Origin of the sequence: Dyella jiangningensis (assembly GCF_003264855.1) — a bacterium.
GTDB classification, from domain to species: Bacteria; Pseudomonadota; Gammaproteobacteria; order Xanthomonadales; family Rhodanobacteraceae; genus Dyella; species Dyella jiangningensis_C.
The window spans coordinates 91,527-117,919 of the sequence record NZ_NFZS01000004.1; the positions used below are offsets into that span (position 1 = coordinate 91,527).

Below are 26,393 nucleotides of genomic sequence, written 5' to 3' on the forward strand. Positions count from 1 at the left end.
CGCTTTCCAGAGGCTGACCCATGAACCAGCAATCCAACCATACTCTTCCCCATTTCGCCGGCCGCGCCTTCCGCGTGGACTACGACGGCCTGTCGGCGCACAACATCTATGCCGCGGACGGGCGCTCGGTCCGGTACGCCATTGTCGCCGGGCCCTATACCGGTGCCAGTGGCGAGTCGCCTTGTGATTGGCGGCAGATCGCCGAGGGCGTCTATGCCATTTCGTGGCAGGAAGCCAACGGCGCCACCGTCGTGCATATCGATGATTTCGCAGACGGACGATCACAAGCCTTCTTCACTGCACCCGACCTGAGTTTCCACCGCATGCAGGGGGGCCTGGTGGAGCTGGATGCCGCCGACATCACGGCATCCACCCTTCCATGATCATCTGAGCGAACGACCCATGACTATTTCCATTCCGACCAAGGTCGGCTTCGGTACCGCGCCGCTGGGCAACATGTACCGCAATATTCCCGAGCAAGAAGCCATCGACACCGTTGAGGCCGCCTGGCAGCAAGGCATCCGCTACTTCGATGCGGCACCACTGTATGGCGCAGGCCTCGCCGAGCTTCGGCTCGGCGAAGCGCTGCAGCATCATCCGCGCGATGCGTACGTACTCAGCACCAAGGTGGGCCGCCTGATCCTCGATGAAGTCGAAGATACGACCCGCCGTGATCTCGGCGAGAAAGGCGGACTGTTCGAACACGGCCTGCCGAACAAGATCGTCTACGACTACAGCGCCGACGGCACCCTGCGCGCGATCGAAGCGAGCCTCAAGCGCCTGAAGACCGATCGGCTGGACATCGTGTGGATCCATGATCCGGCCAGGGACTTCCATGGCGATGCCTGGAAGGATGTGCTCCATGGCGCGATGACGGGCGCCGCAGCCGCACTGACGCGGTTGCGCGAGGAAGGTGTCATCAAGGCATGGGGACTGGGCGTCAATCGTGTCGAGCCATGCGTCATGGCGCTGCGCGAGGCCGATCCCGATGGATTCCTGATCGCCGGTCGCTACACCCTGCTCGATCATGCCGAAGCGTTGCAGGAACTGATGCCCATGAGCCTCGATCGCGGCGCCCGCATTGTCGTCGGCGGCCCGTACAACTCCGGCATCCTCGCCGGCGGCGAGCATTACGAGTACCAGAAGGCGACGCCGGAGATCCTTGCCCGCGTCGAGAGCCTGCGCGCGCTGTGCACCGAGTTTGGCGTCGATATCCGCGCCGCCGCCCTGCAGTTCTCCCTCGCGCACCCCGCGGTGGCCGCAGTCATTCCCGGCGCAAGCCGGCCGAGCCGCATTGCGGAGAACCTCGCGCTGGCCGAGGCAACGATTCCCAGCGCGTTCTGGCGGGAGCTGCGCAAGCGCGGCCTGGTGTCGCCTGGCGCGCCGTTGCCCGGGGGTGCCTAAAGGTCGCCTCCAAACACCGCCGCCGAAGAAGCGGCCAAAAAGTGCACCCTAACCCCGGTTTCGGTGTGTTGCGTTGATCGGCTGAAATCGCAGTCGAAAGCGGACATCAAGCGCCCGCGTTCACCCAATGTGGCGATGACTGATTCTCTTGCTACCCAGCCCAGCCGGCAAACCTATGGGTCGCCCATTGACCGAAAGAGCTTTAGATAACCGAAGCCGATGAAGGCAAAAAAACCCGAGAAAAATATCTCAAAGGCGACGATGAAAACGAACATCATCGGCTCGGAGGAGAAACTGGCGCTAACCCGTGATCCATCGCGCGATATACGGGTGGCCACTCCTTCGTCGAGCTGATGGAAGGTCAACATCAGCATGCCTAGACCGATAAGCAGGAAAGCAATGCCAACCAGCAGCCAACCCAACCGCCTTAGTTGCTCAACACGGCCGTAAGGCAACCGATCCTTAAACAGAGCCAGAAGGTAAGCGCCGAGAACAAATACGGCAAACAGGTCGATGATCGAATACTTTACTGTCTTGATTAAAAGTTCGCTGTCATGGATGAGCATCTTCTTCTCGCGGTCAACGGATATGCCGTTGCTACGTGATGGTCCCTGAAGTCATTGGGTGTCATGCAAACCCGTTATTCAAAAGGTCCGATTCGGGTCGAAAGCAGACGCTTTAGTCATGGTCAAACGGACTCACTTTCGCCCATAGCCCGGCCACTCAGGCACAGATTGTCGGTTTCATCCGGCTGTTGAATCTGAAACGTGATCTGACCGACTCCACCCGCTTCGGCAAAGTTGCTAGTGCATGGAAGTGCTGATCGGGCTCAGCTTTGATCATTTGCAACAAGGCAATGAGGCGGTCGATGTCCGAAGCAGATAGGCTCAATTCGACCTCGGTCCAACCATTGTTCTAGCCTTCCAGTGACGCTCGCATGACCCAACCCTCTGTGGTCGATCTATATGTCGCTCAGGTCCGCCTTGGGTCGAAAGCAGCCACACGGAACCGTTGCATCGTGGCGTGAAGCGGCAACGTATTCCTATCAGCCGCCGGCGCAAAGGGGATCACTGGGGTTGGGTGCTCCGAATCCAATGTTCTCGTATCCAGCTTTCCGTAGTTCGGATAGCAGGGCCTTCACCCTGCGGTAGTCAGTCGAAGGGCAAATCCAAAGATCGACCTGTATGGCATCGGGTGGGCCAAGACGTTTCAACACATCCTCATCGCCGGTTACGACCTCCCCGACCTTGGCGCGCCCATCCCGTGCCAGATAAATGATCGTATGCGGCACTCGGTCGGGGCGGCCGACGTCCCTCATGAATTCAAACACGACGTAGCCGCCCAACACACCGCCAAACAGAGCCCCAGTGGCTAGCAGGCTGACGATCTTTATCCAACGCATATGCCTCCTCCTGCCACCGGAATATCTGTTGCCCAAGGTCCGCTATGGGTCGGAAGCAGACCTAAACAATCTCATGCATAACCTGTAACGCATAGCCGTTTGCCTGGATGGCAGTACGAAATTCGGGCAAAGACTCTACGGCAGCGAAGAATGCATCAGCAGTTGAAAAGTCGAAAGACCAAAGTACTGCCTTAGTGCGCTCAAGAGCCTCGGTAGGAGCGCAAGTCAATTCGCAATGAAGCTGTTCGAAATGGTCATGTTCGCCGTCCTCGTCCAGTCGTGCGAACTGCACGACCGGATCAAAGTAGAACTGGCGCGGACCGGAGAAGTGAAAGACACCCACTTGGAACAAGAGCCCAATGCCGTCGACATGGAAGACTTCTCGGCCGTAACTCTTGAATGCCTCCCACACTGACGCTGCAGTAATTGCAGATTCGCTCACGTCTTGACGAGCGAGCCATTCGCGAAGACGAAGGACTTCGGCAGTTACAGACACGGCGACCCCTCTTGGCGAAAGGGTTTAGTACGAGAACTGACGGACAGGACGAATTCAGGACTGTCTGTCTTGGGTCGATCGCGGACCTTTTTACAAGGCAACTAGCCCGCACTTGCGTCCTTGCCAGTTATTGCCTTGAATGCCAAGCGCGCTCTGGCCCTGAGATCCTCCTGACCGCGCCACGTCCTGATGAACTTCTCGATGGCCGGGACCGCATAAGTTGCGGGCGGGCCGATTTCTTCGAGCGCAAATAGCGCATTGAAGACTACGTCGGGACTATCGGAGGCCAGGTGTTCAACAAGGGCTGGCACTACTGAGGGCACAAGCTCCTTGGCACGGTAGTAGTCCCACATGCCTGCATCCTCCCAAACGAAGTCGGTATAGGACCTCGTTACGTGGCTGCAATAGTTCATATACCGGGCATGGCTGTTGGTCGAATGCAGGAGGTCATATTTCGACCGGACGGCCCGAAGGACTCCAGGCCACCTTAGTTCACGCATGCAGAACGGAACCAGCTCTGGCGGTGATAAGAGGTCCCACGTGGCCATACGGACGAACTGCTCCTCGAAGAACTTCTGTTTCGCAGGATGGTTCCGAACAAGATCAAGAATTTTTACGAGCGGTGGCTCCATGGGGCGTACGTCGCCCATGTGCTCGTCATCGGCTCGAATGACTGCCAGCCGTAGCACCTCGAATTCGTCTTCAACCGACATATCAACTCCCCTGGCCCTCTATTCGGCAAGGTCCGCTTCGGGTCGGAAGCGGACTTTGGCCCAAACGCTTTCGAGGGCATGACCGCGCCAGCCAGACCTCGTCGCTACGTTCAGAGTTCTTCTGGATTCACATTCTTGACCACGCGGCCCGCGGCATCGCGAAATTCCAGGCTGGATTGCCCAGCCGCCGTAACTTTCAGCACGATGCGGTCTTTGCCATTTCCATCCATCAGCGAAGACGTAACGCCTGGACAGGGCTCTCAGGCTCTCTTGACTATTTTGTATTGCTCGACGGACTGCCTCAGTCGTCGTGGCGCTCCCATGAAGAACCTGTCCCATAGTGCTTCCTTCCATTGAAGAGAAAAGATTGCACCATCAAAACATGGGACTGAATACCTAGTCCCCGTGGGAAGGTCGGGTCACTTTCTCTTGATTGCCCAAGTCCCACAGGGATTAGCTTCGCGTCAGAAAGTAACCAAAGAGAACGGCACCCCGCATGGCGCTGTCTGGGCTGCGCCCAGCCAGTCCGTGAGGGGCGGCCGGGCTTTTCGACCGGGCTCCTGCCCGGACGAAAAGTGCCCGACATCCTGTCGGGCACCCCTGCGGGGCCTGATCGTCCACCCCTCACCGCCACACAGGGGTTAGGTGAAGGCTCGTGCCGCTACGCGGCACATCGCATTACGGGGCTGGGTTGTTCGTTGTAGGAGCGCACCCAGTGCGCGACCGCAGAGGTTAATCGTCGGCGCCGATCGCGCACTGGGTGCGCTCCTACAGGGAAGAGAACCTGCTCTTTGCCCTGGCTCTTGACCTCCACTCCCCTATGCCGCGAGCGGGCGGGAGGTGGAACAGCCCGAAGGGTGGCCGGCAGGACGCCGGCCAGTGGATCGTCAGGGCAGGATGCCCTGTCGATCCACCCCGCCTCCCGTCTGCGACCCCGCAGGGGCGCGGCATCGGGGTGGCCTTTCTCTTGGCATTGCCACCTTTACGGTGGTTACTTCTCTTTACTCCGGGCGTCCTGCCCTCCGCCCTTCCTCGCTCCTCAAAGCCGGCGCCATCCATGGCGCCTCTCCGCGTACGGGCCGGCTTCGCCGTTCGCACGCGCTCCTGCGCGTGCGTGGCCACGCAAAGAGAAGTGACCCGGCCTCCGGCAGGCCGGCGGAAGCCCGCCGCCCCACGGGGACTCCCTTCGGTCGCAGGCGAGCCCGGTCGCCGTATCGCGAAAATCACCTCATCGCTACTGGGCCCCGGCCTACGCCGGGGGGCGACGAGCGTAGAGACTGAGGCGAAAGGCGGTCGCGCACAGGATGCGCTCCTACAACGAACGCAATCGAATGACGCATCGGCCGGGAGTGGCTTTCGATCACACCCTCAACAATCCCCGCTGCTGCAACAGCTCTACGATGTGCTGCGCAAGCACCGCCGGCTCGCCCGCGTTGCCATCCACCCGCAACTCCGGCTGCTCCGGCACCTCATACGGATCACTGATTCCGGTGAACTGCGCAATCGTTCCTGCGCGCGCCTGCGCATAAAGCCCCTTGCGATCGCGTGCCTCGCACACCTCCAACTCGGTGGCGACATGGATCTCGATGAAGTCGCCGTGCGCCTCGACCAATCCGCGTGCCTCCGCTCGCGATTCGGCGTAAGGCGCGATCGGCGCGCAAACGGCGATACCGCCATGTCGCACGATCTCACTCGCCACATAGCCAATGCGTGTCACGTTGGCGTGGCGGTCCTCCCGCGAGAAGCCCAAACCACGCGAGAGATGCTTGCGCACCTCATCACCGTCAAGAACCGTGATGGAACGGCTGGTTCGCTCAAGCAGCTGCGCAACCACCGCCTGCGCAATGGTGGACTTGCCGGCTCCCGACAGCCCCGTGAAGAACAGCGCGAATCCACGCGTCGCCTGTGCCGGGTGCCGCTCGCGCAGGATCTTCACCACCTCGGGAAAGGAGAACCACGACGGGATGTCGCTCCCTTCGTGCAGGTGCCGCCGCAGTTGCGTGCCGGAGATGTCGCGCACCTCGTCGTCCGGTTGCACCTCCGTCGATGGCAGGTAGGTATCGCGATTGGCCACGTAGACCATGGCGGGGAATGGCACCACCTGGATGCCGAGTTCGTGCTGGTAGCGCTCCAGCAGGTGCTGTGCATCGAAAGCGCCGTAGAACGGCTTGCCGTCGGCGCCGTTGCCGGGGCCGGCATGGTCGCGACCGACGATGAAATGGCTGGCACCGTAGTTCTTGCGGATGATCGCGTGCCACAGCGCCTCGCGCGGGCCGCCCATGCGCATCGCCAGCGGCAACAGCGAAAGCTTCGCACTGTGGGCCGGGTATTGCGGCAGCAGTGCCTGGTAGCAGCGCACGCGGGTGTAGTGGTCGACATCGCCCGGCTTGGTTCGGCCCACGGAGGGCTGCACCAGCAACTTGGCGCCCACCTGCTGCGCGGCGCGCAAGGTCAGCTCGCGATGCGCCCGGTGCATCGGGTTGCGCGTCTGGAAAGCGACGATGCGACTCCAGCCATGGTCGGCAAACCACGCGCGCAGGCTGCGCGGCGTATCGCGCAAGGTGGCGAAGTCGAAATGCGCGGGCGACTGGATGCCCTTCACGCGTCCGCCCAGGTATACGGGGCCGTAGCGATCCAGCAATTCGGCCACACCCGGATGCGTGCGATCGGTGGTTCCGAAAACCGTGAGCGCCTCGTGCTCGCGATCCGGGCGATAGATGTCTTCCACGTCCAGCACGGCCAGTGGCACGCCCTGCGTATCGCGCAGCGCCACTTCGCTGCCTGGCGCCAGCTTTGCGGCGAACGCTTCGCTTACGTCCAGCGTGATGGGTATCGGCCACAGCGTGCCGTCGGCCAGGCGAAGTTCCTCGACCACGCGGTCGTAGTCGCGCTGGGTGAGGAACCCATCCAGCGGGGAGAAGGCGCCGCTTAGCAACAGTTCGAGGTCGCAGAGCTGCCGCGTATCGAGATCCACGCCGGGCAAACCCGCACTGCGCTGCTTCAGTTGTTCCGCTTCGGCGGGCGGCAGGTAGAGTTCCTTGAGTTCGCCGCCATGAGGCGGCACCAACGCATCGGAGGAAAAGGCACTATCGGTCTGGGCAAGGGCTGTCTGGCTCATGGTCTGTTTCTTGTCGTGTCGGGGCATCGGCCAGCGTCGTGCGCTGGGCTGGTTGTGTCGGCCGTGGCGATCAAGCCAATCCGTGCAGGCCGCATTCGCGCTTGAGTCCGAAGAAGCGCGTGGAGTCGAGGTCGGAGCCGGGTTCCCATCGATGCGTGGTATGCACGTCGCCGATCGAGAGGTAGCCCTGGTCCCACAACGGGTGGTAAGGCAAGCCGTGGCGGCGCAGGTACATGCCCACGTCGCGGTCGGTCCAGTCGGCGATGGGATGGAATTTCCAGCGACCATCGCGCCGTTCGGCGAACGGAATCGTCGCCCGCGTGCGTGCCTGGCTGCGGCGCAGGCCCGCGAACCAGCTGCCTGCTTGCAAGTCTTCCAGCGCGCGCCGCATCGGTTCCACTTTGCGCAGCTGGTTGTAGCGATCGATGCCGGAGACGCCCTGCTCCCACAGGCGGCCTTCGCGCGCCTCCATCCAGGCCGGACTTTCGGCGGCACTGTAGACCTTGAGATTCAAGTCCAGCCGGCTGCGCAATGCGTCGATGAATTGATAGGTCTCGGGAAACAGGTAGCCGGTGTCGATCAACACCACGGGCAGTCCCGGGCGCTGCCGCGTCAACAGGTGCAGCGATACGGCAGCCTGCGCCCCGAAGCTCGAGGAGAGCACATGAGCGCCGGGCGCATACGCCAAGGCCCACACGACGCGCCGTTCCGCATCGAGCGTACCCAGCCACTGGTTCAGTGCATCCAAGGCCTTTGGATCGTGCTGCGCTTCCTCGAGCAGCGACTGCTTCATGCGGCCACCCCGGTATCGATGCGCGATGCGTCGTCCACGATGACGTCCGTGCGCAGCAGGAAATCGCCAAAATGCTCGCCCTGCCGACGACTCGCCGCGTAATCGGCAAACAACGGCGCGAGCGCTTCGAGGATCGCCGCCTCGTCCACGTTCTCGCGGTAGGGTCGATTGAGCCGTTGTCCGCGGAAGTCCGCGCCCAGACGCAGGTCGTAACGACCTGGCCCACGCCCGACCAGGGCGATCTCGCCCAGATAAGGACGCGAGCACCCGTTCGGGCAACCGGACAGGCGCAAGAGGATCGGCGCATCACGCAGGCCATGCGATTCCAGCAAGGCTTCCAGCTTGGGCAGCAGGTCGGGAAGATAGCGCTCGCTTTCCGCCATCGCCAGTCCGCAGGTGGGCAAGGCCACGCACGCCACGGCATGGCGGCGGATGCCGCTGTGCGCGCGATAGACGTCCAAACCGTGCGCAGCGACGATCGCATCGATGCGCTCGCGATCCGCAGCCGCCACATGGGCGATGATCACGTTCTGGTTGCAGGTGAGCCGGAAGTCGCCCTGATGCACCTTGGCCAGTTCACGCAAGCCGGTCAGCCAACGACGCTCGCCGACATCCGCCAGGCGTCCGGATTCGATCTGCAGGGTCAGGTGCCAACGGCCGTCGTTGCCTTCGATCCAGCCGTAACGATCGCCGTTGTGGTCAAAGCCATAGGGACGCTCGGGCGACAATGCGAAGCCGAGGCGCTTTTCCACTTCCGCCTTGAATGCGTCGAGCCCGTGCTTGTCGATGGTGTACTTCAGGCGCGCGTGCTTGCGCTCGCTGCGATCGCCCCAATCGCGCTGGACGGTGATGATGGCCTCGGCCACCGCCAGCAACTGATCCGGCACGACGAAACCCATCACGCTGGCAAGACGCGGATAGGTCGATCCATCGCCGTGCGTGGCACCCATGCCGCCGCCTACGGCGATGTTGAAGCCCTTGAGTTCGCCCTGCTCGATGATGGCGATCAGTCCCAGGTCCTGCGCGAACACGTCGACGTCGTTGAGCGGCGGTATCGCCAGACCGATCTTGAACTTGCGCGGCAGATAGGTGGCGCCGTACAGCGGCTCCTCCTGGCCGGGCTCTTCCACCAGCGGTTCGCCGTCGAGCCAGATCTCGTGATAGGCGCGCGTCTTCGGCGCGAGCTCGGCGGACAGGCGCGTTGCCCACGCATAGGCGAGCGCATGTGCTTCTGACTCCACCGGGTTGGCCGTGCTCACCACGTTGCGCACCACGTCGCCGCAGGCCGCGATGGTGGAGGCCAGCGCCTCATGGATGGCCGCGATGGTGGGCTTGAGATGGCGCTTGATGATGCCGTGCCACTGGAAGGTCTGCCGCGTCGTGATGCGCAGCGTGCCGTTGGCGTGTTCGCGCGCGAGCCGGTCGAATACCAGCCACTGCGCGGGCGTGACCACGCCAGAAGGCAGGCGCGCGCGCAACATGAAGGCGTAAGCCGGCTCCAGCTTCTGGCGGCGACGTTCATCGCGCAGGTCGCGGTCGTCCTGCAGGTAACTGCCGTGGAACTTGAGCAGCTTGTTGTCGTCCTCGCTGATGGCGCCCGTCACCGTGTCGCGCAGGCCCTCGGCAATGGTGCCGCGCAGGTAGCGGCTGTGGACCTTGATGCGTTCGAGATCGGAAGGCGATGAGCTCATGTCAGTACACGTCGCGGGCGTAGCGCCCCTGTTGCAGCAGATCGGAAAGCCACTCCCTGGCCTGTTCGTGGGTATGTCCGCCATGCGTCGTCGCGATGTCGATCAGCGCGGCGTTGACGTCCTTCGCCATGCGGTTGGCGTCGCCGCAGACATACAGCTGCGCGCCCTCTTGCAGCCAGGCGTAGAGCTCACGTCCCTGCTCGCGCAGGCGCTGCTGCACGTAGACCTTCGCCGCGTCGTCGCGCGAGAACGCAAGGTCCAGACGATGCAGCGAACCATCGCGCAAGGCCGCCTGCCACTCGACCTGGTACAGGAATTCGCTGCTGAAGTGGCGATTGCCGAAGAACAACCAGTTGCGCCCGCGCGCGCCGGTTTCACGACGCTCCTGCACGAACGCACGGAAAGGCGCGATGCCCGTGCCGGGGCCGATCATGATGATGTCCCGTGCATCGTCCTGCGGCAGGCGGAAGCGCTCGTTGGGTTCGATATAGATCGGCAACGACTGCTCGTCGCCCGCCTGCGCGAGGAACGAAGACGCCGCCCCCCAATGCCGTTCGCCGTGCGCCACATAGTCCACCACGCCCACGGTGAGATGGACTTCTTCACCCACCGCCTTCCGGCTGGACGCAATCGAATACAGGCGCGGCACCAGCGGACGCAGCGCCGCCACCAGTTCTTCCGCCGACCAGTCGCTGGCATGACGCCGCCACAGGTCGATGGGCTGATGCTCGGCCATCAATGCCGCCAGTGCAGCGGACTGGTCAGGGCGCAGCAGGCGTGCGAGCTCGTCGTCGCCGGCGGCGTCCGCCAGCACGGCCACCAGCGGGCGGCTGAGACGCGTGAGCTCCCGTTCGCGCGACAGCCACTGCCGCAGCGGCAGGCTGCGGCCTTCATGCGTCACGACCTGCTCGCCGTCGAGCTTGAGCACGCCCAGCCATTGGTCGACCAGGGCTGGCGGATTGCTCGGCCACACGCCCAGCGAATCGCCGGGCTCGTAACTCAGTCCGGAACCTTCCAGCGACAGCTCCATATGGCGCACATCGCGACCGGCATCGCGCGCCACGATGGACTGGTTGTCCAGCACGGCGGCATGGAAAGGATGCTCGCGCGTGTGCGTCGCACGATGAGGCACCGGCTGCAGCGTGGCGACGCGCGCGGGCTGCGAGGTGCCGAGCGCCTGCCTGGCCTGTTCCAGCGTGCTGTCCGACCACGGCGCCGCCACGGCATCGACATCCACGTCGGCCTCGCCCAGTGCAGCGAACCGCGTGGCGCCCAGCGCCGCAAGGCGGTCGTCGAGCTGACGGCCGATCGCGCAGAACTGCGGATAGCTGGAGTCGCCCAGGCCAAGTACGGCATAGCGCAGGCCGGGCAACTTCGGCGCACGCTTGCCGAGCACGAACTCGACCAGGCCGCGCGCGTCATCGGGCGGTTCGGCGTCGCCCTGCGTGCTGATCACCACGACGAGGTGGGTTTCCTTGGCAAGTTCGCGCTGCGGATACGCATCGGCACGTACCAGCCGCGCCGCCAGGCCCGCCGCTTCCGCTCGCGCATGCAGTTGGGCCGCCACGCGCCTGGCCTGTCCGGTCTGGCTGCCGTAGAGGATGGTGAGTTGCCCGGCGACGGCTTTCGCGGCGACTGCCGTGGACGCATCGCCGCGCTGCAGGCGCTCCGCCCTTGCGGCGCTCCATGCGGCGATCCAGTAGAGCTCGGCGGGACCGAGGCCATCCACCAGCCGCTCCAACGTCGACAGCCGGGAGGCTTCCATCGACGGCAGGCGATTGTCGATCGCTACGACGGCATTCACATCGACTTCCTTTGGACGTCCAAACATCTGGCCACCCAAAGTAGTCATCGCGTTTTGTCATGTGAAAGGACGTGTTGGCATATGCACATGCCTTCGCGCTCATTTCGGCGAGGCCGCCGGGCCGCGCGAGACCGGGTCCGGCGAAAGCCCGTGTTCCTTCACGCACTGACCACGATCAACGGGCGGCCGCGCCGTGTTGGCTTAGAATGGCAAGATGACGACATCCCACGCCCTCCCCATCGAAGTCCGCGGCTCCGCCAGGCAGCCGCTCGGCATGAGCCCCGCCCAGTTCCTTCGCGATTACTGGCAGAAGCGCCCGCTGCTGATCCGCCAGGCGTTCCCCGACTTCGTCCCGCCCATCCAGCCCGATGACCTGGCCGGCCTGGCGCTGGAAGAAACCGCCCTGTCGCGCCTGATCATCCATGACGAGAACCGTGACCGCTGGAAGGTGAAGACCGGCCCGCTCACCGAGAAGGACTTCGCCAGCACGCCGGACCGCAACTGGACCCTGCTGGTGCAGGACGTGGACAAGTGGGACGCCGACGTGGCCGCCCTGCTGGAGCACTTCAGCTTCCTGCCCAGCTGGCGCCTCGACGACATCATGATTTCGTACGCCGAGCCGGGCGGCGGCGTGGGCGCGCACGTGGACCAGTACGACGTATTCCTGCTGCAGGGCATTGGCCAGCGCCACTGGGCGATCAGCACCGATCCCGCCGCGCCCAAGGATTTCCGCCCGGACGTGGAGCTCAAGCAGCTCCAGCACTTCGAGCCCACCCATGAGTGGATGCTCGAACCCGGCGACATGCTCTACCTGCCGCCCGGCGTGCCGCACGACGGCGTCGCCTTCGGCGGCCCGTGCATGACGATCTCGGTGGGGATGCGTGCGCCTTCGCGCGCGGAACTCACCGGCGACCTTGCCGATTACCTGGCCGAACGCCTGCCCGACGAGCTGCGCTACGCCGATGCCGATCTGGCGCCGGCCAAGGCCGCCGGCGAAATCGATCGCGCCGCCCTCGCGCGCGTACGCGAGGCGCTGCCGTTCGCGGCCACGCTGGACGACGCCACGCTCGCCGACTGGTTCGGGCGCTTCATCACCCGCTACCGCAACGCGCAGCTGCCGGTGCCGCCCGAGAAGGAACTCACCGAGGCCGCCTTGCGCAAGCAGCTGGACGGCGGCGCCTCGTTGCTGCGCCATCCCTGGGCACGCATGGCATGGGCGCGCGACAAGCGTGGCGCCACGCTGTTCGTCAACGGTCAGGCCTACCCGACGTCGGTCGACTGGGCCGGGCGGGTCTGCAGCGAGCGCGAGCTGGCACCCGGCAAGGATCTGCCTGCCGCCGAAGCGAGCCTGCTGCTGGCCCTGGTCAACGACGGCAACCTGGTCGTCCGCAAGAGCCGGCGCCGGTGAAGCTCCAGGGCTTCCACGTCGAGCACGCCGACTGGGCCCGCGCGGGCGACCGCGAGGCCCTGAGCGCGATCCGGCTGGAAGTCTTCGTGCGGGAACAGGCCGTCCCCGAGTCGCTCGAATGGGACAACCTGGACTCGCTCTCCTTCCATTTGCTGGCCCGCGATGAAAGCGGCGAACCGATTGGCTGCGCGCGCCTCACGCCCCACGGCAAGATCGGGCGGGTGGCCGTGCGCCTGCCCTGGCGCGGCCAAGGCGTCGGCCTCGGCCTGTTGCGGGCCCTGGTGGCACGGGCGCGATCGCAGGGCCGGGCGGATGTCGCACTGGACGCCCAGCTGTCCGCGGTGACCTTCTACGAACGCGAAGGCTTCGTCGCCCACGGCGAGCCCTTCGAGGACGCCGGCATCCTCCATCACCCGATGCGGCTGGAGCTGGCCACCCACACGGAGCCGGCCGCCTCGAATCCGGATGGCCATGCGCTGCCCACCGGCAACCGCAGCGAGATCGCCGCCGCCCGGCTGCAATTGCTGACCGAGGCAAAGCACCGGCTCTCCATCTACCAGCCCGCACTCGACAACGAGCTCTACGCCAGCCTGGGCGAGATGGCCGAGCTCCGGCGCATTGCCACCTCCGGTCGCGGCGCGGAGATCCGCATCCTCCTGCACGATCCCGAGGCCGCCCTGCGCCACAGCCATCGCCTGGTCGCCCTGGCCCAGCGCCTGCCGAGCGTGCTGCACATCCGCACGCCACTGGAAGACGTGGACCTCGCCTACGCCTCCGCCTACCTGCTCACCGACCAGGGCGGCTACCTTTTCCAGCCCGATGCACGACGCGCCGACGCCCGCGCCTCCCACAGGGACCGGGCGTTCCAGGCACCGCTGGCGCAGCACTTCAATGAAGTCTGGGAGCGATCCGCTCCTGCCCGGGCGCTCCAGCCGCTCGATCTCTAGCCCGTCGCTGAACGAAGCGCCGCCGATCGCACGGCGAACCCGCAGGCACCATTCTTCGGGAAAACCGCTGTCTACGACGATGGTCGGTACCCTCGGGGTCGAAATATCGCCCGTCACCCCCATTTCAGATGCGCTGCTTGGGTTGCCGCGTCGCAGCACCCCAAGGCTATAATTAACGGGATTTTTCCCAGCCTACCGGCCTCCCCCGGCCGGAACCGCTGCAAGCCTCCCTTCCTCACCGGTGGTGACGTGAGCACTAATCTGATCCGCGAGTTTTTCGAATCCTCCCAACTCGCCGGCGGCAACGCCGATTACGTTGAACAGCTCTATGAATCGTGGTTGGCGGACCCCTCGTCGGTCGACGCCACCTGGGGCAAATATTTCGAGACTTTCAAAGGCCGCGAGTCGGGGGACGTGCCCCACTCTGCGGCCATTGCGCGTATAGAGGCCGCGCAAAAGCAGCGCCGTAACGGCGTTGCCGTCGCCGCCGGCCCGGTGGACGACGCCCACGCCCGCAAGCAGGCCGGCGTGCTGCGCATCCTCACCGCCTACCGTTCGCGCGGCCACCTGGCCGCCGACCTCGATCCGCTGGGCCTGGCCGAAAAACTGCCGGCGCCGGATCTGGAGCCCGCCTTCCACGGCCTCTCCGACGCCGACCTCGACACCGAGTTCGACTGCGGCAACTTCGCCGGTGGCGGCCAGCGCATGAAGCTGCGCGAGCTGCTGGCTCGACTGAAGAAGGTGTACACCAACACCCTCGGCGTCGAGTTCATGCACATCAGCAACCATGAGCAGCGCAACTGGATCTACACCCGCCTGGAGCAGGCCAACGGCAGCGCCGGCCTGGACGCCGCGGGCAAGAAGCGCATCCTCGCCGAGCTGACCGCGGCCGAAGGCCTGGAGCGCTACCTGCACACCAAGTACGTCGGCCAGAAGCGCTTCTCGCTGGAAGGCGGCGACAGCCTGATCCCGATGGTGGACGACGTGGTCCGCGCCGCGGGCGACAACGGCATCAAGGAAGTCGTTATCGGCATGGCCCACCGCGGCCGCCTCAACATGCTGGTCAACATCCTGGGCAAGCCGCCGCGCACCCTGTTCAACGAGTTCGAAGGCAAGTGGGACCATCCGGATGACCCGGCCCACTCGGGCGACGTGAAGTACCACATGGGCTTCTCCGCCGACGTCAAGACGCCGAACGGCGGCACCCACGTGGCGCTGGCGTTCAACCCGTCGCACCTGGAAATCGTCAACCCGGTGGTGGCCGGCTCGGTGCATTCGCGCCAGATCCGTCGCCGCGACACCGAGCGCAAGCAGTCGATGGCCGTCATCGTGCACGGCGACTCGGCGCTGGCCGGCCAGGGCGTGAACATGGAACTGTTCAACATGTCCCAGGCCCGCGGCTTCAAGATCGGCGGCAGCCTGCACATCGTGGTGAACAACCAGGTGGGCTTCACCACCTCCAACCCGCAGGACACCCGCTCCACGCTGTACTGCACCGACATCGCCAAGATGGTGAATGCGCCGGTGTTCCACGTGAACGGCGACGACCCGGAAGCGGTGATCCAGGCCACCCGCCTCGCCTACGACTTCCGCAAGGAGTTCCGCAAGGACGTGGTGATCGACCTGGTGTGCTACCGCCGCCACGGCCACAATGAGGCCGACGAGCCGTCCGCGACCCAGCCGGTGATGTACCAGATCATCCGCAAGCGCCCGACCACCCGCGACCTCTACGCGCAGGAGCTGGTCAAGCAGGGCGTGATCGCCGATGGCGACGGCCAGAAGATGTTCGAGGACTACCGCAGCCGCCTCGAAGCGGGCGAGCCGATGACCGAACTCACCAAGGCCCTCATCAAGGACATCGAGGTCGACTGGGACAAGTTCATCGGTGGCAAGCTGTCCACCGAGAGCAACACCGGTGTCGCCAAGCAGCGCCTGGTCGAGCTGGCCAACCAGATCCTGGTCGTGCCCAAGGACATGACGCTGCAGTCGCGCGTGGCCAAGATCTACGACGACCGCGCCAAGATGGCGGCCGGCGAGCTGCCGGGCGACTGGGGCTTCGCCGAGAACCTGGCCTACGCCTCGCTCATCGACGAGAACTACAACCTGCGCCTCGTGGGCCAGGACGTGGGCCGCGGCACGTTCTTCCATCGCCATGCCGTGCTGCATGACCAGAAGACCGGCTACACCTTCATGCCGCTGGCCAACGTGCGTGACGGCGCCGACGTTGAAGTCATCGACTCGCTGCTCAGCGAAGAAGCGGTCATGGCGTTCGAATACGGCAGCGCCACCACCGATCCGTACACGCTGCACATCTGGGAAGGCCAGTTCGGCGATTTCGCCAACGGCGCCCAGGTGGTGATCGACCAGTTCATCAGCTCGGGCGAAGCGAAGTGGAACCGCCTGTGCGGCCTCGCGCTGTTCCTGCCGCATGGCTACGAAGGCCAGGGTCCGGAGCACTCCTCCGCCCGCCTCGAGCGCTTCCTGCAGCTGTGCGCGCTGGACAACATGCAGGTCTGCGTGCCGACCACGCCGGCCCAGGCATTCCACATGATCCGCCGCCAGATGGTACGCCCGACGCGCAAGCCGCTGATCGTGATGACGCCCAAGTCGCTGCTGCGCCACAAGCTGGCCGTGTCGACGCTGGACGAACTGGCCACCGGCAGCTTCCAGTTGGTGATCCCGGAACATCGCGAACTGGCCGCCAAGAAGGTCAAGCGCGTGGTGCTGTGCTCGGGCAAGGTCTACTACGACCTGCTCGAAGACGCCGAGAAGCGCGGCCTCACCGACGTCGCCATCGTGCGCGTGGAGCAGCTCTACCCGTTCCCGCGTCCGCAGGTCACTGCGGAACTCGAGAAGTACAGCGGCGCCAAGGAAGTCATCTGGTGTCAGGAAGAGCCGATGAACCAGGGCGCGTGGTTCCAGATTCGTCATCACCTGCAGGCCTGCGTGGGCAGCAAGCAGAGTCTCTCGTATGCGGGACGCGCTCGCTCGCCGGCACCGGCCGCCGGTCACCTCAACACCCATGTCGCCGAGCAGGCGGCACTGGTCGAGCAGGCACTGGTCGCGCCAATCGGCACCGACCACGCGGCGGAATGAGTTTCTATTGAAGAGTGCGGCCATGGATGGCCGCTTTTGATCTTCGCTCAGGATGAGCGCACCAAATTTGAATAGTGCGGCTATGGAAGGCCGCTTTTTGACCTTAGCGTTCATGGAAGAACGCACTAATCAAAGGAATCCATATGTCCATCGAAGTCAAAGTTCCCGTCCTGCCCGAGTCCGTCTCCGACGCCACCATCGCCACCTGGCACAAGAAGGCCGGTGAAGCGGTCAAGCGCGACGAGAACCTGGTCGACCTCGAAACCGACAAGGTCGTGCTGGAAGTGCCCTCCCCGGTGGACGGCGTGCTGAAGGAAATCAAGTTCCAGTCCGGTGACACCGTGACCAGCCAGCAGGTCATCGCGGTGATCGAGGAAGGCGCTGCCGCCGCTGCGCCGTCCCCGGCCGCGGCTCCCGCCGCCGCCCCAGCGCCCGCCGCTGCTGCACCGGCCGCTCCCGCTGCCGCCAAGGCCGGCAACGCCGACCTGTCGCCGGCCGGCCTGCGCGTGGCCACCGAGCAGAACATCGACGCTTCCAAGGTCGCCGGCACCGGCCGCGACGGCCGCGTGACCAAGGAAGACCTGGTCAACTACGGCAAGGGTGGCGCCGCTCCGGCAGCCGCCGCGCCGGCCGCCAAGCCGACCCCGGGCGCCCGTCCGGAAGAGCGCGTGCCGATGACCCGCATGCGCGCGCGCATCGCCGAGCGCCTGATGCAGTCGAAGAACTCCATCGCCATGCTCACCTCGTTCAACGAAGTGAACCTGGCCGAGGTGGTGAAGATGCGCAAGGCGCTGGGCGAGTCGTTCGAAAAGGCGAACGGCGTGAAGCTCGGCTTCATGAGCTTCTTCGTGAAGGCTGCCGCCGAGGCGCTGAAGCGCCACCCGATCGTCAACGCATCGGTCGACGGCAACGACATCATCTATCACGGCTACCAGGACATCTCGATCGCCGTGTCCACCGACAAGGGCCTGGTGACGCCGGTGCTGCGCGACGTGCAGGACCAGAGCTTCGCCGACGTCGAGCGCGGCATCGTCGAATACGCCAAGAAGGCACGTGACGGCAAGCTGGGGCTGGACGACCTGCAGGGCGGCACCTTCACCATCACCAACGGCGGCACCTTCGGTTCGCTGCTGTCGACCCCGATCGTGAACCCGCCGCAGAGCGCCATTCTGGGCATGCACGCCATCAAGGAGCGCGCCATCGTCGAGAACGGCCAGGTGATCGCCGCCCCGATGATGTACCTGGCGCTGTCCTACGACCATCGCATCATCGATGGCAAGGACGCGGTGCTGTTCCTGGTCGACATCAAGAACCAGCTGGAAAACCCGCAGCGCATGCTGCTCGGCATCTAAGTCCCCGCGTCGACCCCTCTCCCTGCGGGAGAGGGGTTGGGGTGAGGGTTCGGTCATGCCGAAACGCCTCGCTCCGCACGCACCCTCACCCGCCCTCCGGGCACCCTCTCCCGCCGGGAGAGGGGCACTACGAGAATCGACATGAGCGAAAAATTCGACGTCATCGTCATCGGCGCCGGCCCTGCCGGCTATGTGGCCGCGATCCGCGCCGCGCAGCTGGGCCTGAAGACCGCCTGCGTGGACGCCTTCGTCGGCAAGGACGGCAAGCAGGCCCTCGGCGGCACCTGCCTCAACGTGGGCTGCATCCCGTCCAAGGCGCTGCTGGATTCGTCCAAGCAGTACTACAACATCGCCCACAACCTGCCGGTCCACGGCATCACGGTGGAAGGCGCCAAGGTCGACCTGGGCACCTTCATCGGCCGCAAGGACAAGATCGTCAAGCAGTTCACCGGCGGCATCGGCCAGCTGTTCAAGGCCAACAAGGTCACCCCGTTCTTCGGCAAGGGCAAGCTGCTGAAGGGCAATGAGGTGGAGATCACCGGCAACGACGGCTCCAAGCAGACCATCAGCGCCACCAACGTGATCCTCGCTTCCGGCTCGGTGCCGATCGAGCTGCCGTTCGCCAAGTTCGACAACAAATTCATCGTCGACAACGCCGGCGCGCTGGATTTCACCGAAGTGCCCAAGCGCCTGGGCGTGATCGGCGCCGGCGTGATCGGCCTGGAGCTGGGCAGTGTGTGGAAGCGCCTGGGTTCTGACGTGACCGTGCTCGAGGCGCTGCCGGATTTCTTGAGCGTGGCCGACGCGGACATCGCCAAGATCGCCGCCAAGGAATTCGCCAAGCTGGGCCTGAACATCAAGCTCGGCGCCAAGCTGACCAAGGCCGAGATCAAGAAGAACGAAGTCGCCCTGACCTATGAAGACAAGGACGGCGCGCACGAACTGGTGGTCGACAAGCTGCTGGTCGCCGTGGGCCGCCGCGCCTACACCGACGGCCTGCTGGCCGACGACACCGGCGTGAAGCTGGACGAGCGCGGCCGCATCGTGGTCGACGAGCACAACCACACCGGCGTGAACGGCGTGTGGGCCATCGGCGACGCCGTGCGCGGCCCGATGCTGGCCCACAAGGGTTCCGAGGAAGGCGTAGCCGTGGCCGAGTGGATCGCCGGCAAGGCGGGCCACATCAACCTCGACACCGTGCCGTGGGTGATCTACACCGAGCCGGAAATCGCCTGGGCCGGCAAGACCGAGAAGCAGCTGAAGGACGAAGGCGTCCCCTACAAGGTCGGCACCTTCCCGTTCGCCGCCATCGGCCGCGCCGTGGCCATGAACGAGGCCATCGGCCAGGTGAAGATGCTTGCCCATGCCGAAACGGACCGCATCCTGGGCGTGCACATGGTGGGCCCGGGCGTGTCCGAGCTGATCGCCGAGTGCGTCGTCGCGATGGAGTTCAAGGGCTCCTCCGAAGACCTCGCCCGCATCGTCCACGCGCACCCGACGCTGTCGGAAGCCGTGCACGAGGCGGCGCTGTCGGTCGACAAGCGCGCGATCCACAAGGGCAACTAAACCCCGCTGCAAGGCCACGGCGGCCCGCTCCTGGCGACATGAGCGGGCCGTTTGCTTTTCGCCGTCATTCCGGCGCAGGCCGGAATCCAGTAGCGTCGTAATTCAGTTGCCGCGAAGCGACCCAAGGGTTCCGCTTCATCCCGACAATCGTGCGGTATCGTCACTGGATTCCGGCCTGCGCCGGAATGACGCCTGATTCAACCTTTCGCGACGTCAGCCCCATGCCCCAACCCACTGCCCTTTGCGTCTATTGCGGCTCCAGCAGCGGCAAGCATCCCGAATACGTCGAGCAGGCCCGCGCCTTCGGTGCCGAGATGGCCCGGCGTGGCATTGCACTCGTATACGGTGGCGGCAAGGTCGGCCTGATGGGCACGGTGGCCGATGCGGTGCTGGCCGGCGGCGGCAAGGTGATTGGCGTGATCCCGCGCCAGCTGGTCGACCTGGAGGTTGCACACGCCGACCTCACCGAACTGGTCGTGGTGGAAACCATGCACCAGCGCAAAACGCGCATGTTCGAACTGTCCGATGCTTTCGTGGCGCTGCCCGGCGGCTTCGGCACCATGGACGAAATGTTCGAGATGCTGACCTGGGCCCAGCTCGGCCTGCATCGTTACCCTTGCGCTTTCCTCGACGTACGCGGCTATTACACGCCATTGCGCGCCATGATGGACCACATGGTGGACGAGCGTTTCGTGCGTCCCGAGCAGCGCGAGAGTGTATGGTTCGGGCAGGACATGCAGCAGCTGTTCGATTGGATGGAAGGCTATCAGGGTAGTTACACGCCCAAGTGGATCGACCGCAGCAGCGTCGAAGCCTGATTCCGGCCCGGCACGCGAACCCACGTAAGGAACGGCAATGAATACCCCCTCCCCCTTTCGAGCCTTCCGCATCCACAACGACGACGCCGGCTACCGCGGCGGCATCGAGACGATCAGCGCCGATGCGCTGAGCGCCGGCGACGTGCTGGTGCAGGTGGCCTATTCCTCGGTCAATTACAAGGACGCGCTGGCCGGCAGCGGCAAGGGCAAGATCCTTCGCCAATATCCGCTCAATGGCGGCATCGACGCGGCTGGCACCGTAGTGGCCTCCACCGATCCCGCATTCAAGGAAGGCGACGCCGTGCTGTGCACCGGCAGCGGCCTTTCGGAGGTACGCGACGGCGGCTACGGCGAATACATCCGCCTGCCCTCGGCCTGGACCATCCCCTTGCCCAAAGGCCTCAGCCTGCGCGAGAGCATGATCATCGGTACCGCCGGCTTTACGGCCGCGCTCGCCCTGCTGCGCATGGAAGACAACCGCCAGACGCCGGCGCTCGGCCCGCTCGCAGTGACCGGTGCCACCGGCGGCGTGGGCATGCTGGCCATCGACATCTTCACGCGTGCCGGTTACGCCGTGCATGCGATCAGCGGCAAGAACACTCACTTCGATTTCCTGCGCGACCTCGGCGCGGCCGAATGCATTGATCGCCACCAGCTGGTCTTCAGCGGCAAGCCGATGGATTCGGCACGTTTTGGCGGCGCGCTGGACAACGTCGGCGGCGCCATGCTGGCCGGCCTGCTGCCGCTGATCGCGCCCTACGGCAACGTCGCCATTTGCGGCAACGCCGGCGGCATCGGCTTCGAAAGTACCGTGATGCCGTTCATCATTCGCGGCGCCAGCCTGCTGGGTATCGCCTCGGCCGGCACCGCGCGGGACATCCGCGACCGCGTATGGGAGCGTCTCGCCACGGATTGGAAGCCGCAACACCTGGAGCGCATCGCCACCCGCGAGGTGACGCTGGAGCAATTGCCGGCTATTTTCGATCACATGCTCGCAGGCGAGTCATTCGGGCGTACTCTGGTACGCGTGGGCGCCGACGCCTGACCGCCATGCTTGGAAGCGCGGCACCCGCGCCTTTAGAATCAAACGAAACAACAAGGGGAATCCCACCTTATGGCACGCATCCTGATCGTCGACGATTCGCCGTCGCAGTTGCTGGGCATCAAGCGCATCGTCGAAAAGCTCGGGCACGAGGCGCTCACCGCGGAAGATGGCGCGGCGGGTGTCGAGGCGGCCAGGCGCGAACGCCCTGATCTGATCCTGATGGACGTGGTGATGCCGAACCTCAACGGTTTCCAGGCCACCCGCACCATCAGCAAGGACCCGGATACCTCGCATATCCCGGTCGTGCTGGTGACCACCAAGGACCAGGAAACCGACAAGGTATGGGGCCTGCGTCAGGGCGCGAAGGCCTATGTCACCAAGCCGATCAAGGAAGAGGAACTGGTGACCACGCTCAAGGAGCTGCTGCCCGCCTGATCAAAGCGGCACGCTCCAAAACGAAAAACGGCGCCTCATGGCGCCGTTTTCGTTTGGACGTCCGTACGGCCTTCAGTGCCGAGGGTCGTATCCCTCGAACGCATCGCGCAACGACTCGTAGGCCTTGCGCTGCTCGTCGCTGTCGGCGACCGGCGTACGGATCGACAGCTCCACCAGTTGGTCACCCGGATGCGCGCCTGGCAGGCCACGCCCCTTGAGCCGCAGCTTGCGACCCGATTGCGATCCCGCAGGAATGCGCAGGTCCACCGTACCAGCCAGGGTAGGCACCGGCACCGTGGCGCCGAGGGCAGCCTCCCACGGCGCGATGGGCAACACGTGCAACACGTTGCGGCCATCCAGCCTGAAGCGCGCATCGTCGCGAATGCCTACCTCGAGCAACAGGTCGCCGCTGGGTGCACCGCCACTTCCCCCATGGCCTTGTCCTGCCAGGCGGATCACCTGTCCCGGCTGGATGCCCGCGGGAATCTTCACTTCCAGCACGCGCTCGCCACCGTGTCCGTCCTGCAGGGCCAGCCGCGTGCGACCACCGTCGAACGCGGTCTGCAGGTCGATCTGCACGTGTGCATGCACATCACCGCCACGACGCGCGCGCGGCGCACCGCGCTGACCGGCACCGCCCCGGCCAAACAGGCTCTCGAAGAAATCGCTGAAATCACCGCCGCTGTCGCCACCGAAATCGAAGCCGTGGCCCTGGCCCCAACCCGGCGGCGGACGGAACTGTTCGCCACCGCGATAACCGCCGGCACGCAGCTCGTCGTAGGCGCGACGTTTCTCGGTATCACGAAGCACTTCGTTCGCTTCGTTGATCGCCTTGAACTTCTCTTCCGCGCCCGCTTCCTTGTTGCGGTCGGGGTGGTACTTCTTGGCCAGCTTGCGATAGGCCGCCTTGATCTCGGCTTCTGTCGCCTCGGGCTTTACGCCCAGGATGTCGTAATAGTCTTTGAATTCCACTGCCGCTCCCCGGCGATCGCTCCGCCCAGCGTGGCGTGCGGGAACTTTCACCTTCCCGCCGCTTCACCGGCAAGGCAGAACCCGCCTGACTCGTTGGGTCATGCATGGCGTTGACCGCCACCCTCTCTATGGTCGTTGAGATGGGTGCGAAAGCCACGTGATTCAAGGCGACAACCTACCCTGACAGGCGCTAGCATCCGCCTCCTCTCCTCCTGCAAGGCACCTGCCCATGAGCATCAAGGTCGGCCAGACCCTGCCCGATGCCGAGATCCGCGCGATCGGCGAAAGCATCGAACAGACCCATACCGGCGCACTGTTCGCCGGCCGCAAGGTGGTGATGTTCGCCGTGCCCGGTGCCTTCACGCCCACCTGCTCGAACAAGCACCTGCCGGGCTATGTCCAGCATTTCACCGAATTCCAGGCGCGAGGCATCGAGGTGATGTGCCTTGCCGTGAACGACGCCTACGTCATGCAGGCCTGGGCCACGTCCCAGAACGTGCCCCACGGCATGCTGATGCTGGCCGACGGCAACGGCAGCTTCACCCGCGCACTGGGCCTGGAACTGGATGGCAGCGGCTATGGCATGGGCCTGCGCTCGCGCCGTTTCGCGCTGTACGCCGAAGATGGCGTGGTGAAGCAGTTGCAGGTCGAGGCGCCGGGCGAATTCCGCGTGTCGTCCGCCGAGGCCATGCTCGAAGCCACGGCCTGAGATCGGGCTGCGTACACCTCGCCTGATCACCGGAGGGAGTAGCCTCGGCACTCCCTTTGCCGCAGGTCGAATGCCATGAACAGCCGCGTTCAGCGGATTCCCGGTCCCGATCATCCGATCGAGGTCACGCCCGACGCTTCCCATATCGTCGTTCGCATCGGCGGCCGCGTGCTGGCCGATACACGGTCCGCGCTCACCCTGCGCGAGGCGTCCTACCCGCCGGTGCATTACATCCCGCGCAAGGACGTGGACATGTCGCTGCTCGAACGCACCGACCACCAGACCTATTGCCCATACAAGGGTGACTGCTCGTACTACAGTATTCCACTGGGCGGAGACCGTTCGGTCAACGCCGTGTGGACCTACGAGCATCCCTACGATGCCGTGGCGCCCATCAAGGACCATCTCGCGTTCTACACGACCCGGGTCGACGACATCAGCGTGACGCCCGCCTGACGGGGCCCACACCGCACGCACTGGCGCCCCCGAACCTGCACGGGTAACGTCGCCGGGTCCCGCATCGACCGCGTTGTCGACGCCCCATCGGGACGCCGCCCGTCACCCGCGTCAGGAGCTGTCCATGAAGCTGGAGTGTGCAAGTGCGTTCGTCATCGCCGCTGTCCTCGCTTTCGCCTCATCGGATATCCACGCGCAGACAACCCCGACGAACGAACAAGGTGCGTTCGTGCTGCACAAGTTCGCGCGAGCGATCGGCAAGGAGACCTATACGATCGAGCGCAAGGATGGGCAACTGCTGCTCACCTCCGATTTCCTGTTCACCGATCGCGGCACACCGGTGCCGCTCAAGACCGAATACCGTGCGACCGATGAGGCGCATCCGCTTTCCTTGACGACCCGCGGCCATTCCTCGCGCTCCAGCGAATTGAACGATGATTTCGCCATCGATGCGACGCGCGCCCACGTATCGCTCGTGCGCGATGGCAAGAAGACGCTTTATCCGGCCAACGACCACACCTTCCTGATGGACGGCTATTCGCCGGTCGCCATGCAGCAGATGCTGATGAGGTACTGGCTTTCGCAGGGCCACCCCGGGCGCATCGCCGCGCCGCCCGGCAACGACATCCATATCCAGCCCACGTCCGATCTCCACATCAAGCTTGCCGATCGCGATGTCACCCTGCACGGCTACCAGGTGTCCGGCCTGGCATGGGGCAGCGAAGCGCTATGGATGGACGACAACAACCAGTTGGCCGCCCTGGTCACGCGTGATGCCGAATTCGATCATTTCGAGGCTGTGCGCGAAGCCTACGAGCCGGCGCTCGGCACCTTCATCCAGCGCGCCGCCAACGATGGCCTGGCCACGCTGGCCCAGCTCGCCGCCCAGGCCCGGCAGCCGATCGTCAAGCGTCTCGTCGTCACGCATGCCACATTGATCGACGGCACCGGCGCACCGGCGCAAAGCGACGTCTCCGTGTTCATGGAAGATGGACGCATTACGCGCATCGCACATGCCAAGGATCATGCATCGACCAAGGGATATGACATCGTCGACGGGCACGGCAAGTTCCTCATCCCTGGGCTGTGGGACATGCACGCGCATTACGAGCAGGTCGAATGGGGACCGGTGTACCTGGCCTCCGGCATTACCACCGTGCGCGATTGCGGCAACATCTTCGACTTCATTACCGCAGTGCGCGACGCCATCGACCAGGGGCGCGGCATTGGCCCACGCATCCTGATGGCTGGTGTCATCGATGGCACCGGGCCGATCACCCTGGGTGCGGTCGTTGCGGACACCCCTGAACAGGCCAAGGCATGGGTCAAACGCTACAAGGACGTCGGCGCGCGACAGATCAAGATCTACAGCAGCATGAAGCCGGAACTGGTACCGGTGATCACGGCCGAAGCGCACCGCCTGGGCATGACGGTGACAGGCCACGTGCCTGAGGGCATGACGTCCGAACAGGTCGTCAAGGATGGCTTCGACGGCATCAACCACATCCATTTCGTCGCGCGCGACCTGCTGCACATGGAGCGCAACAAACCGCTGCCGCCGCTGGACTTCACCACGCCGGATGCGACGCGCCAGCTGGCGCTGTTCCGCGAACACCACACCGTCATCGACGACACCATCGTCCTGTTCGAGACACAGATGCATCCGCAGACGACGCCGCTCAGCGCGATCGAGCCCGGCATCACGCACGTGGCGCCCGAACTCGCCGCGGCGCTGGACAGCCCCGGCGTGTCCGCTGAGCGCGCCAAGCGCTACGACTATCTGCTCGCCACCTTGCGCGAACTGCATCGACAGGGCCTTCCCATCGTTGCGGGTACGGATCAGGCCATTCCCGGCTATTCGCTGCACCGCGAACTGGAAATCTACGTCCAGGCCGGCTTCACGCCGATGGAAGCATTGATGGCGGCGACGAGCGTGCCGGCACGAGTCATGGGCCTGGAGAACGAAGTCGGCACGTTGACCGTGGGCAAGCGAGCCGACATGGTGCTGCTCGACGCCGATCCGCTGGCCGACATCCACAACACGCGACGCATCGCCAAGACCATCGAGGCAGGCGCGGTCTACGACCCGGTGCCACTATGGCGATCGGTGGGCTTCAGGCCGTGATCGCGTGAAAAAGAAAACCCCGGCCATGCCGGGGTTTTCTTCA

Annotated in this window: 22 protein-coding genes and 1 pseudogene; 13 read left to right on the plus strand and 10 right to left on the minus strand. The window is 64.7% G+C overall.

Features of this window, described 5'->3' with window-relative positions; genetic code table 11:
* The first annotated feature begins 20 nt into the window (after positions 1–20).
* Positions 21–383 (plus strand): MoaF-related domain-containing protein, encoded by a 363-nt coding sequence (locus CA260_RS13025; RefSeq protein ID WP_111983519.1) that lies wholly within the window; start codon positions 21–23, stop codon positions 381–383.
* Positions 384–402: 19 nt separating this feature from the next.
* Positions 403–1,404: an aldo/keto reductase gene (locus CA260_RS13030; RefSeq protein ID WP_111983520.1), complete on the plus strand. Its 1,002-nt coding sequence runs from the start codon at positions 403–405 to the stop codon at positions 1,402–1,404.
* A 173-nt stretch (positions 1,405–1,577) separates the two neighbouring features.
* Here the strand turns inward: CA260_RS13030 and CA260_RS13035 are convergent, their stop codons facing one another.
* From CA260_RS13035 to CA260_RS13075, 9 genes and pseudogenes are all read right to left on the minus strand, one after another.
* The gene (locus tag CA260_RS13035) at positions 1,578–1,970 is read right to left on the minus strand and encodes a hypothetical protein (protein WP_111983521.1); all 393 of its coding nucleotides are present in this window, start codon (positions 1,968–1,970) and stop codon (positions 1,578–1,580) included.
* A 479-nt stretch (positions 1,971–2,449) separates the two neighbouring features.
* A complete protein-coding gene (locus tag CA260_RS13040) occupies positions 2,450–2,806 on the minus strand; it encodes an ExbD/TolR family protein (protein ID WP_111983522.1) in 357 nt (118 codons plus the stop codon).
* A 61-nt stretch (positions 2,807–2,867) separates the two neighbouring features.
* Entirely contained in the window at positions 2,868–3,302 is a 435-nt protein-coding gene (locus tag CA260_RS20945; protein ID WP_146745350.1) for a hypothetical protein, read from the minus strand.
* A gap of 101 nt (positions 3,303–3,403) precedes the next feature.
* Positions 3,404–4,015 (minus strand): HEAT repeat domain-containing protein, encoded by a 612-nt coding sequence (locus CA260_RS13050; RefSeq protein WP_111983524.1) that lies wholly within the window; start codon positions 4,013–4,015, stop codon positions 3,404–3,406.
* A 240-nt stretch (positions 4,016–4,255) separates the two neighbouring features.
* Positions 4,256–4,354 (minus strand): annotated as a pseudogene (locus CA260_RS13055) (IS481 family transposase); the annotation flags it as partial.
* A 1,021-nt stretch (positions 4,355–5,375) separates the two neighbouring features.
* Positions 5,376–7,133, minus strand: coding sequence for a bifunctional sulfate adenylyltransferase/adenylylsulfate kinase (locus CA260_RS13060; protein WP_111983525.1), 1,758 nt, complete (start codon positions 7,131–7,133; stop codon positions 5,376–5,378).
* A gap of 70 nt (positions 7,134–7,203) precedes the next feature.
* Positions 7,204–7,926, minus strand: a complete 723-nt coding sequence (locus tag CA260_RS13065; RefSeq protein WP_111983526.1) for a phosphoadenylyl-sulfate reductase — start codon at positions 7,924–7,926, stop codon at positions 7,204–7,206.
* Entirely contained in the window at positions 7,923–9,617 is a 1,695-nt protein-coding gene (gene cysI, locus CA260_RS13070) for an assimilatory sulfite reductase (NADPH) hemoprotein subunit (protein ID WP_111983527.1), read from the minus strand. The genes CA260_RS13065 and cysI overlap by 4 nt, the downstream gene beginning before the upstream one ends.
* A gap of 1 nt (position 9,618) precedes the next feature.
* A complete protein-coding gene (locus CA260_RS13075; protein WP_238149810.1) occupies positions 9,619–11,382 on the minus strand; it encodes an assimilatory sulfite reductase (NADPH) flavoprotein subunit in 1,764 nt (587 codons plus the stop codon).
* Positions 11,383–11,635: 253 nt separating this feature from the next.
* On the opposite strand from CA260_RS13075, the gene CA260_RS13080 reads away from it, so the two are divergent.
* The 8 genes from CA260_RS13080 to pilH all read left to right on the plus strand — a co-directional run bounded on the left by CA260_RS13080 (position 11,636) and on the right by pilH (position 22,088).
* On the plus strand, positions 11,636–12,829 hold the full coding sequence (locus CA260_RS13080) for a cupin domain-containing protein (RefSeq protein WP_111983529.1): 1,194 nt from the start codon (positions 11,636–11,638) through the stop codon (positions 12,827–12,829).
* Positions 12,826–13,776, plus strand: a complete 951-nt coding sequence (locus CA260_RS13085) for a GNAT family N-acetyltransferase (protein WP_111983530.1) — start codon at positions 12,826–12,828, stop codon at positions 13,774–13,776. Before CA260_RS13080 ends, CA260_RS13085 begins: the two co-directional genes overlap by 4 nt.
* A gap of 249 nt (positions 13,777–14,025) precedes the next feature.
* Positions 14,026–16,872: a 2-oxoglutarate dehydrogenase E1 component gene (locus CA260_RS13090; RefSeq protein ID WP_111983531.1), complete on the plus strand. Its 2,847-nt coding sequence runs from the start codon at positions 14,026–14,028 to the stop codon at positions 16,870–16,872.
* A gap of 143 nt (positions 16,873–17,015) precedes the next feature.
* Entirely contained in the window at positions 17,016–18,224 is a 1,209-nt protein-coding gene (odhB, locus tag CA260_RS13095) for a 2-oxoglutarate dehydrogenase complex dihydrolipoyllysine-residue succinyltransferase (protein ID WP_111983532.1), read from the plus strand.
* A 141-nt stretch (positions 18,225–18,365) separates the two neighbouring features.
* Complete coding sequence (gene lpdA / locus CA260_RS13100; RefSeq protein ID WP_111983533.1) at positions 18,366–19,790, plus strand: dihydrolipoyl dehydrogenase; 1,425 nt, start codon at positions 18,366–18,368, stop codon at positions 19,788–19,790.
* 221 nt (positions 19,791–20,011) lie between these two features.
* On the plus strand, positions 20,012–20,608 hold the full coding sequence (locus CA260_RS13105; RefSeq protein WP_111983534.1) for a TIGR00730 family Rossman fold protein: 597 nt from the start codon (positions 20,012–20,014) through the stop codon (positions 20,606–20,608).
* A gap of 37 nt (positions 20,609–20,645) precedes the next feature.
* Positions 20,646–21,653, plus strand: a complete 1,008-nt coding sequence (locus tag CA260_RS13110; RefSeq protein WP_111983535.1) for an oxidoreductase — start codon at positions 20,646–20,648, stop codon at positions 21,651–21,653.
* A gap of 69 nt (positions 21,654–21,722) precedes the next feature.
* Positions 21,723–22,088: a twitching motility response regulator PilH gene (gene pilH, locus CA260_RS13115; protein ID WP_038616934.1), complete on the plus strand. Its 366-nt coding sequence runs from the start codon at positions 21,723–21,725 to the stop codon at positions 22,086–22,088.
* 72 nt (positions 22,089–22,160) lie between these two features.
* Here the strand turns inward: pilH and CA260_RS13120 are convergent, their stop codons facing one another.
* Positions 22,161–23,060: a DnaJ C-terminal domain-containing protein gene (locus tag CA260_RS13120; RefSeq protein WP_111983536.1), complete on the minus strand. Its 900-nt coding sequence runs from the start codon at positions 23,058–23,060 to the stop codon at positions 22,161–22,163.
* A 229-nt stretch (positions 23,061–23,289) separates the two neighbouring features.
* Between CA260_RS13120 and CA260_RS13125 the strand changes: the two genes are divergently transcribed.
* The 3 genes from CA260_RS13125 (at position 23,290) to CA260_RS13135 (ending at position 26,350) form a co-directional block, all read left to right on the plus strand.
* Positions 23,290–23,769, plus strand: coding sequence for a peroxiredoxin (locus CA260_RS13125; protein ID WP_111983537.1), 480 nt, complete (start codon positions 23,290–23,292; stop codon positions 23,767–23,769).
* Positions 23,770–23,844: 75 nt separating this feature from the next.
* Complete coding sequence (locus CA260_RS13130; RefSeq protein ID WP_111983538.1) at positions 23,845–24,225, plus strand: DUF427 domain-containing protein; 381 nt, start codon at positions 23,845–23,847, stop codon at positions 24,223–24,225.
* A gap of 124 nt (positions 24,226–24,349) precedes the next feature.
* Positions 24,350–26,350: an amidohydrolase family protein gene (locus CA260_RS13135; RefSeq protein WP_111983539.1), complete on the plus strand. Its 2,001-nt coding sequence runs from the start codon at positions 24,350–24,352 to the stop codon at positions 26,348–26,350.
* The last annotated feature ends 43 nt before the right edge of the window (positions 26,351–26,393 follow it).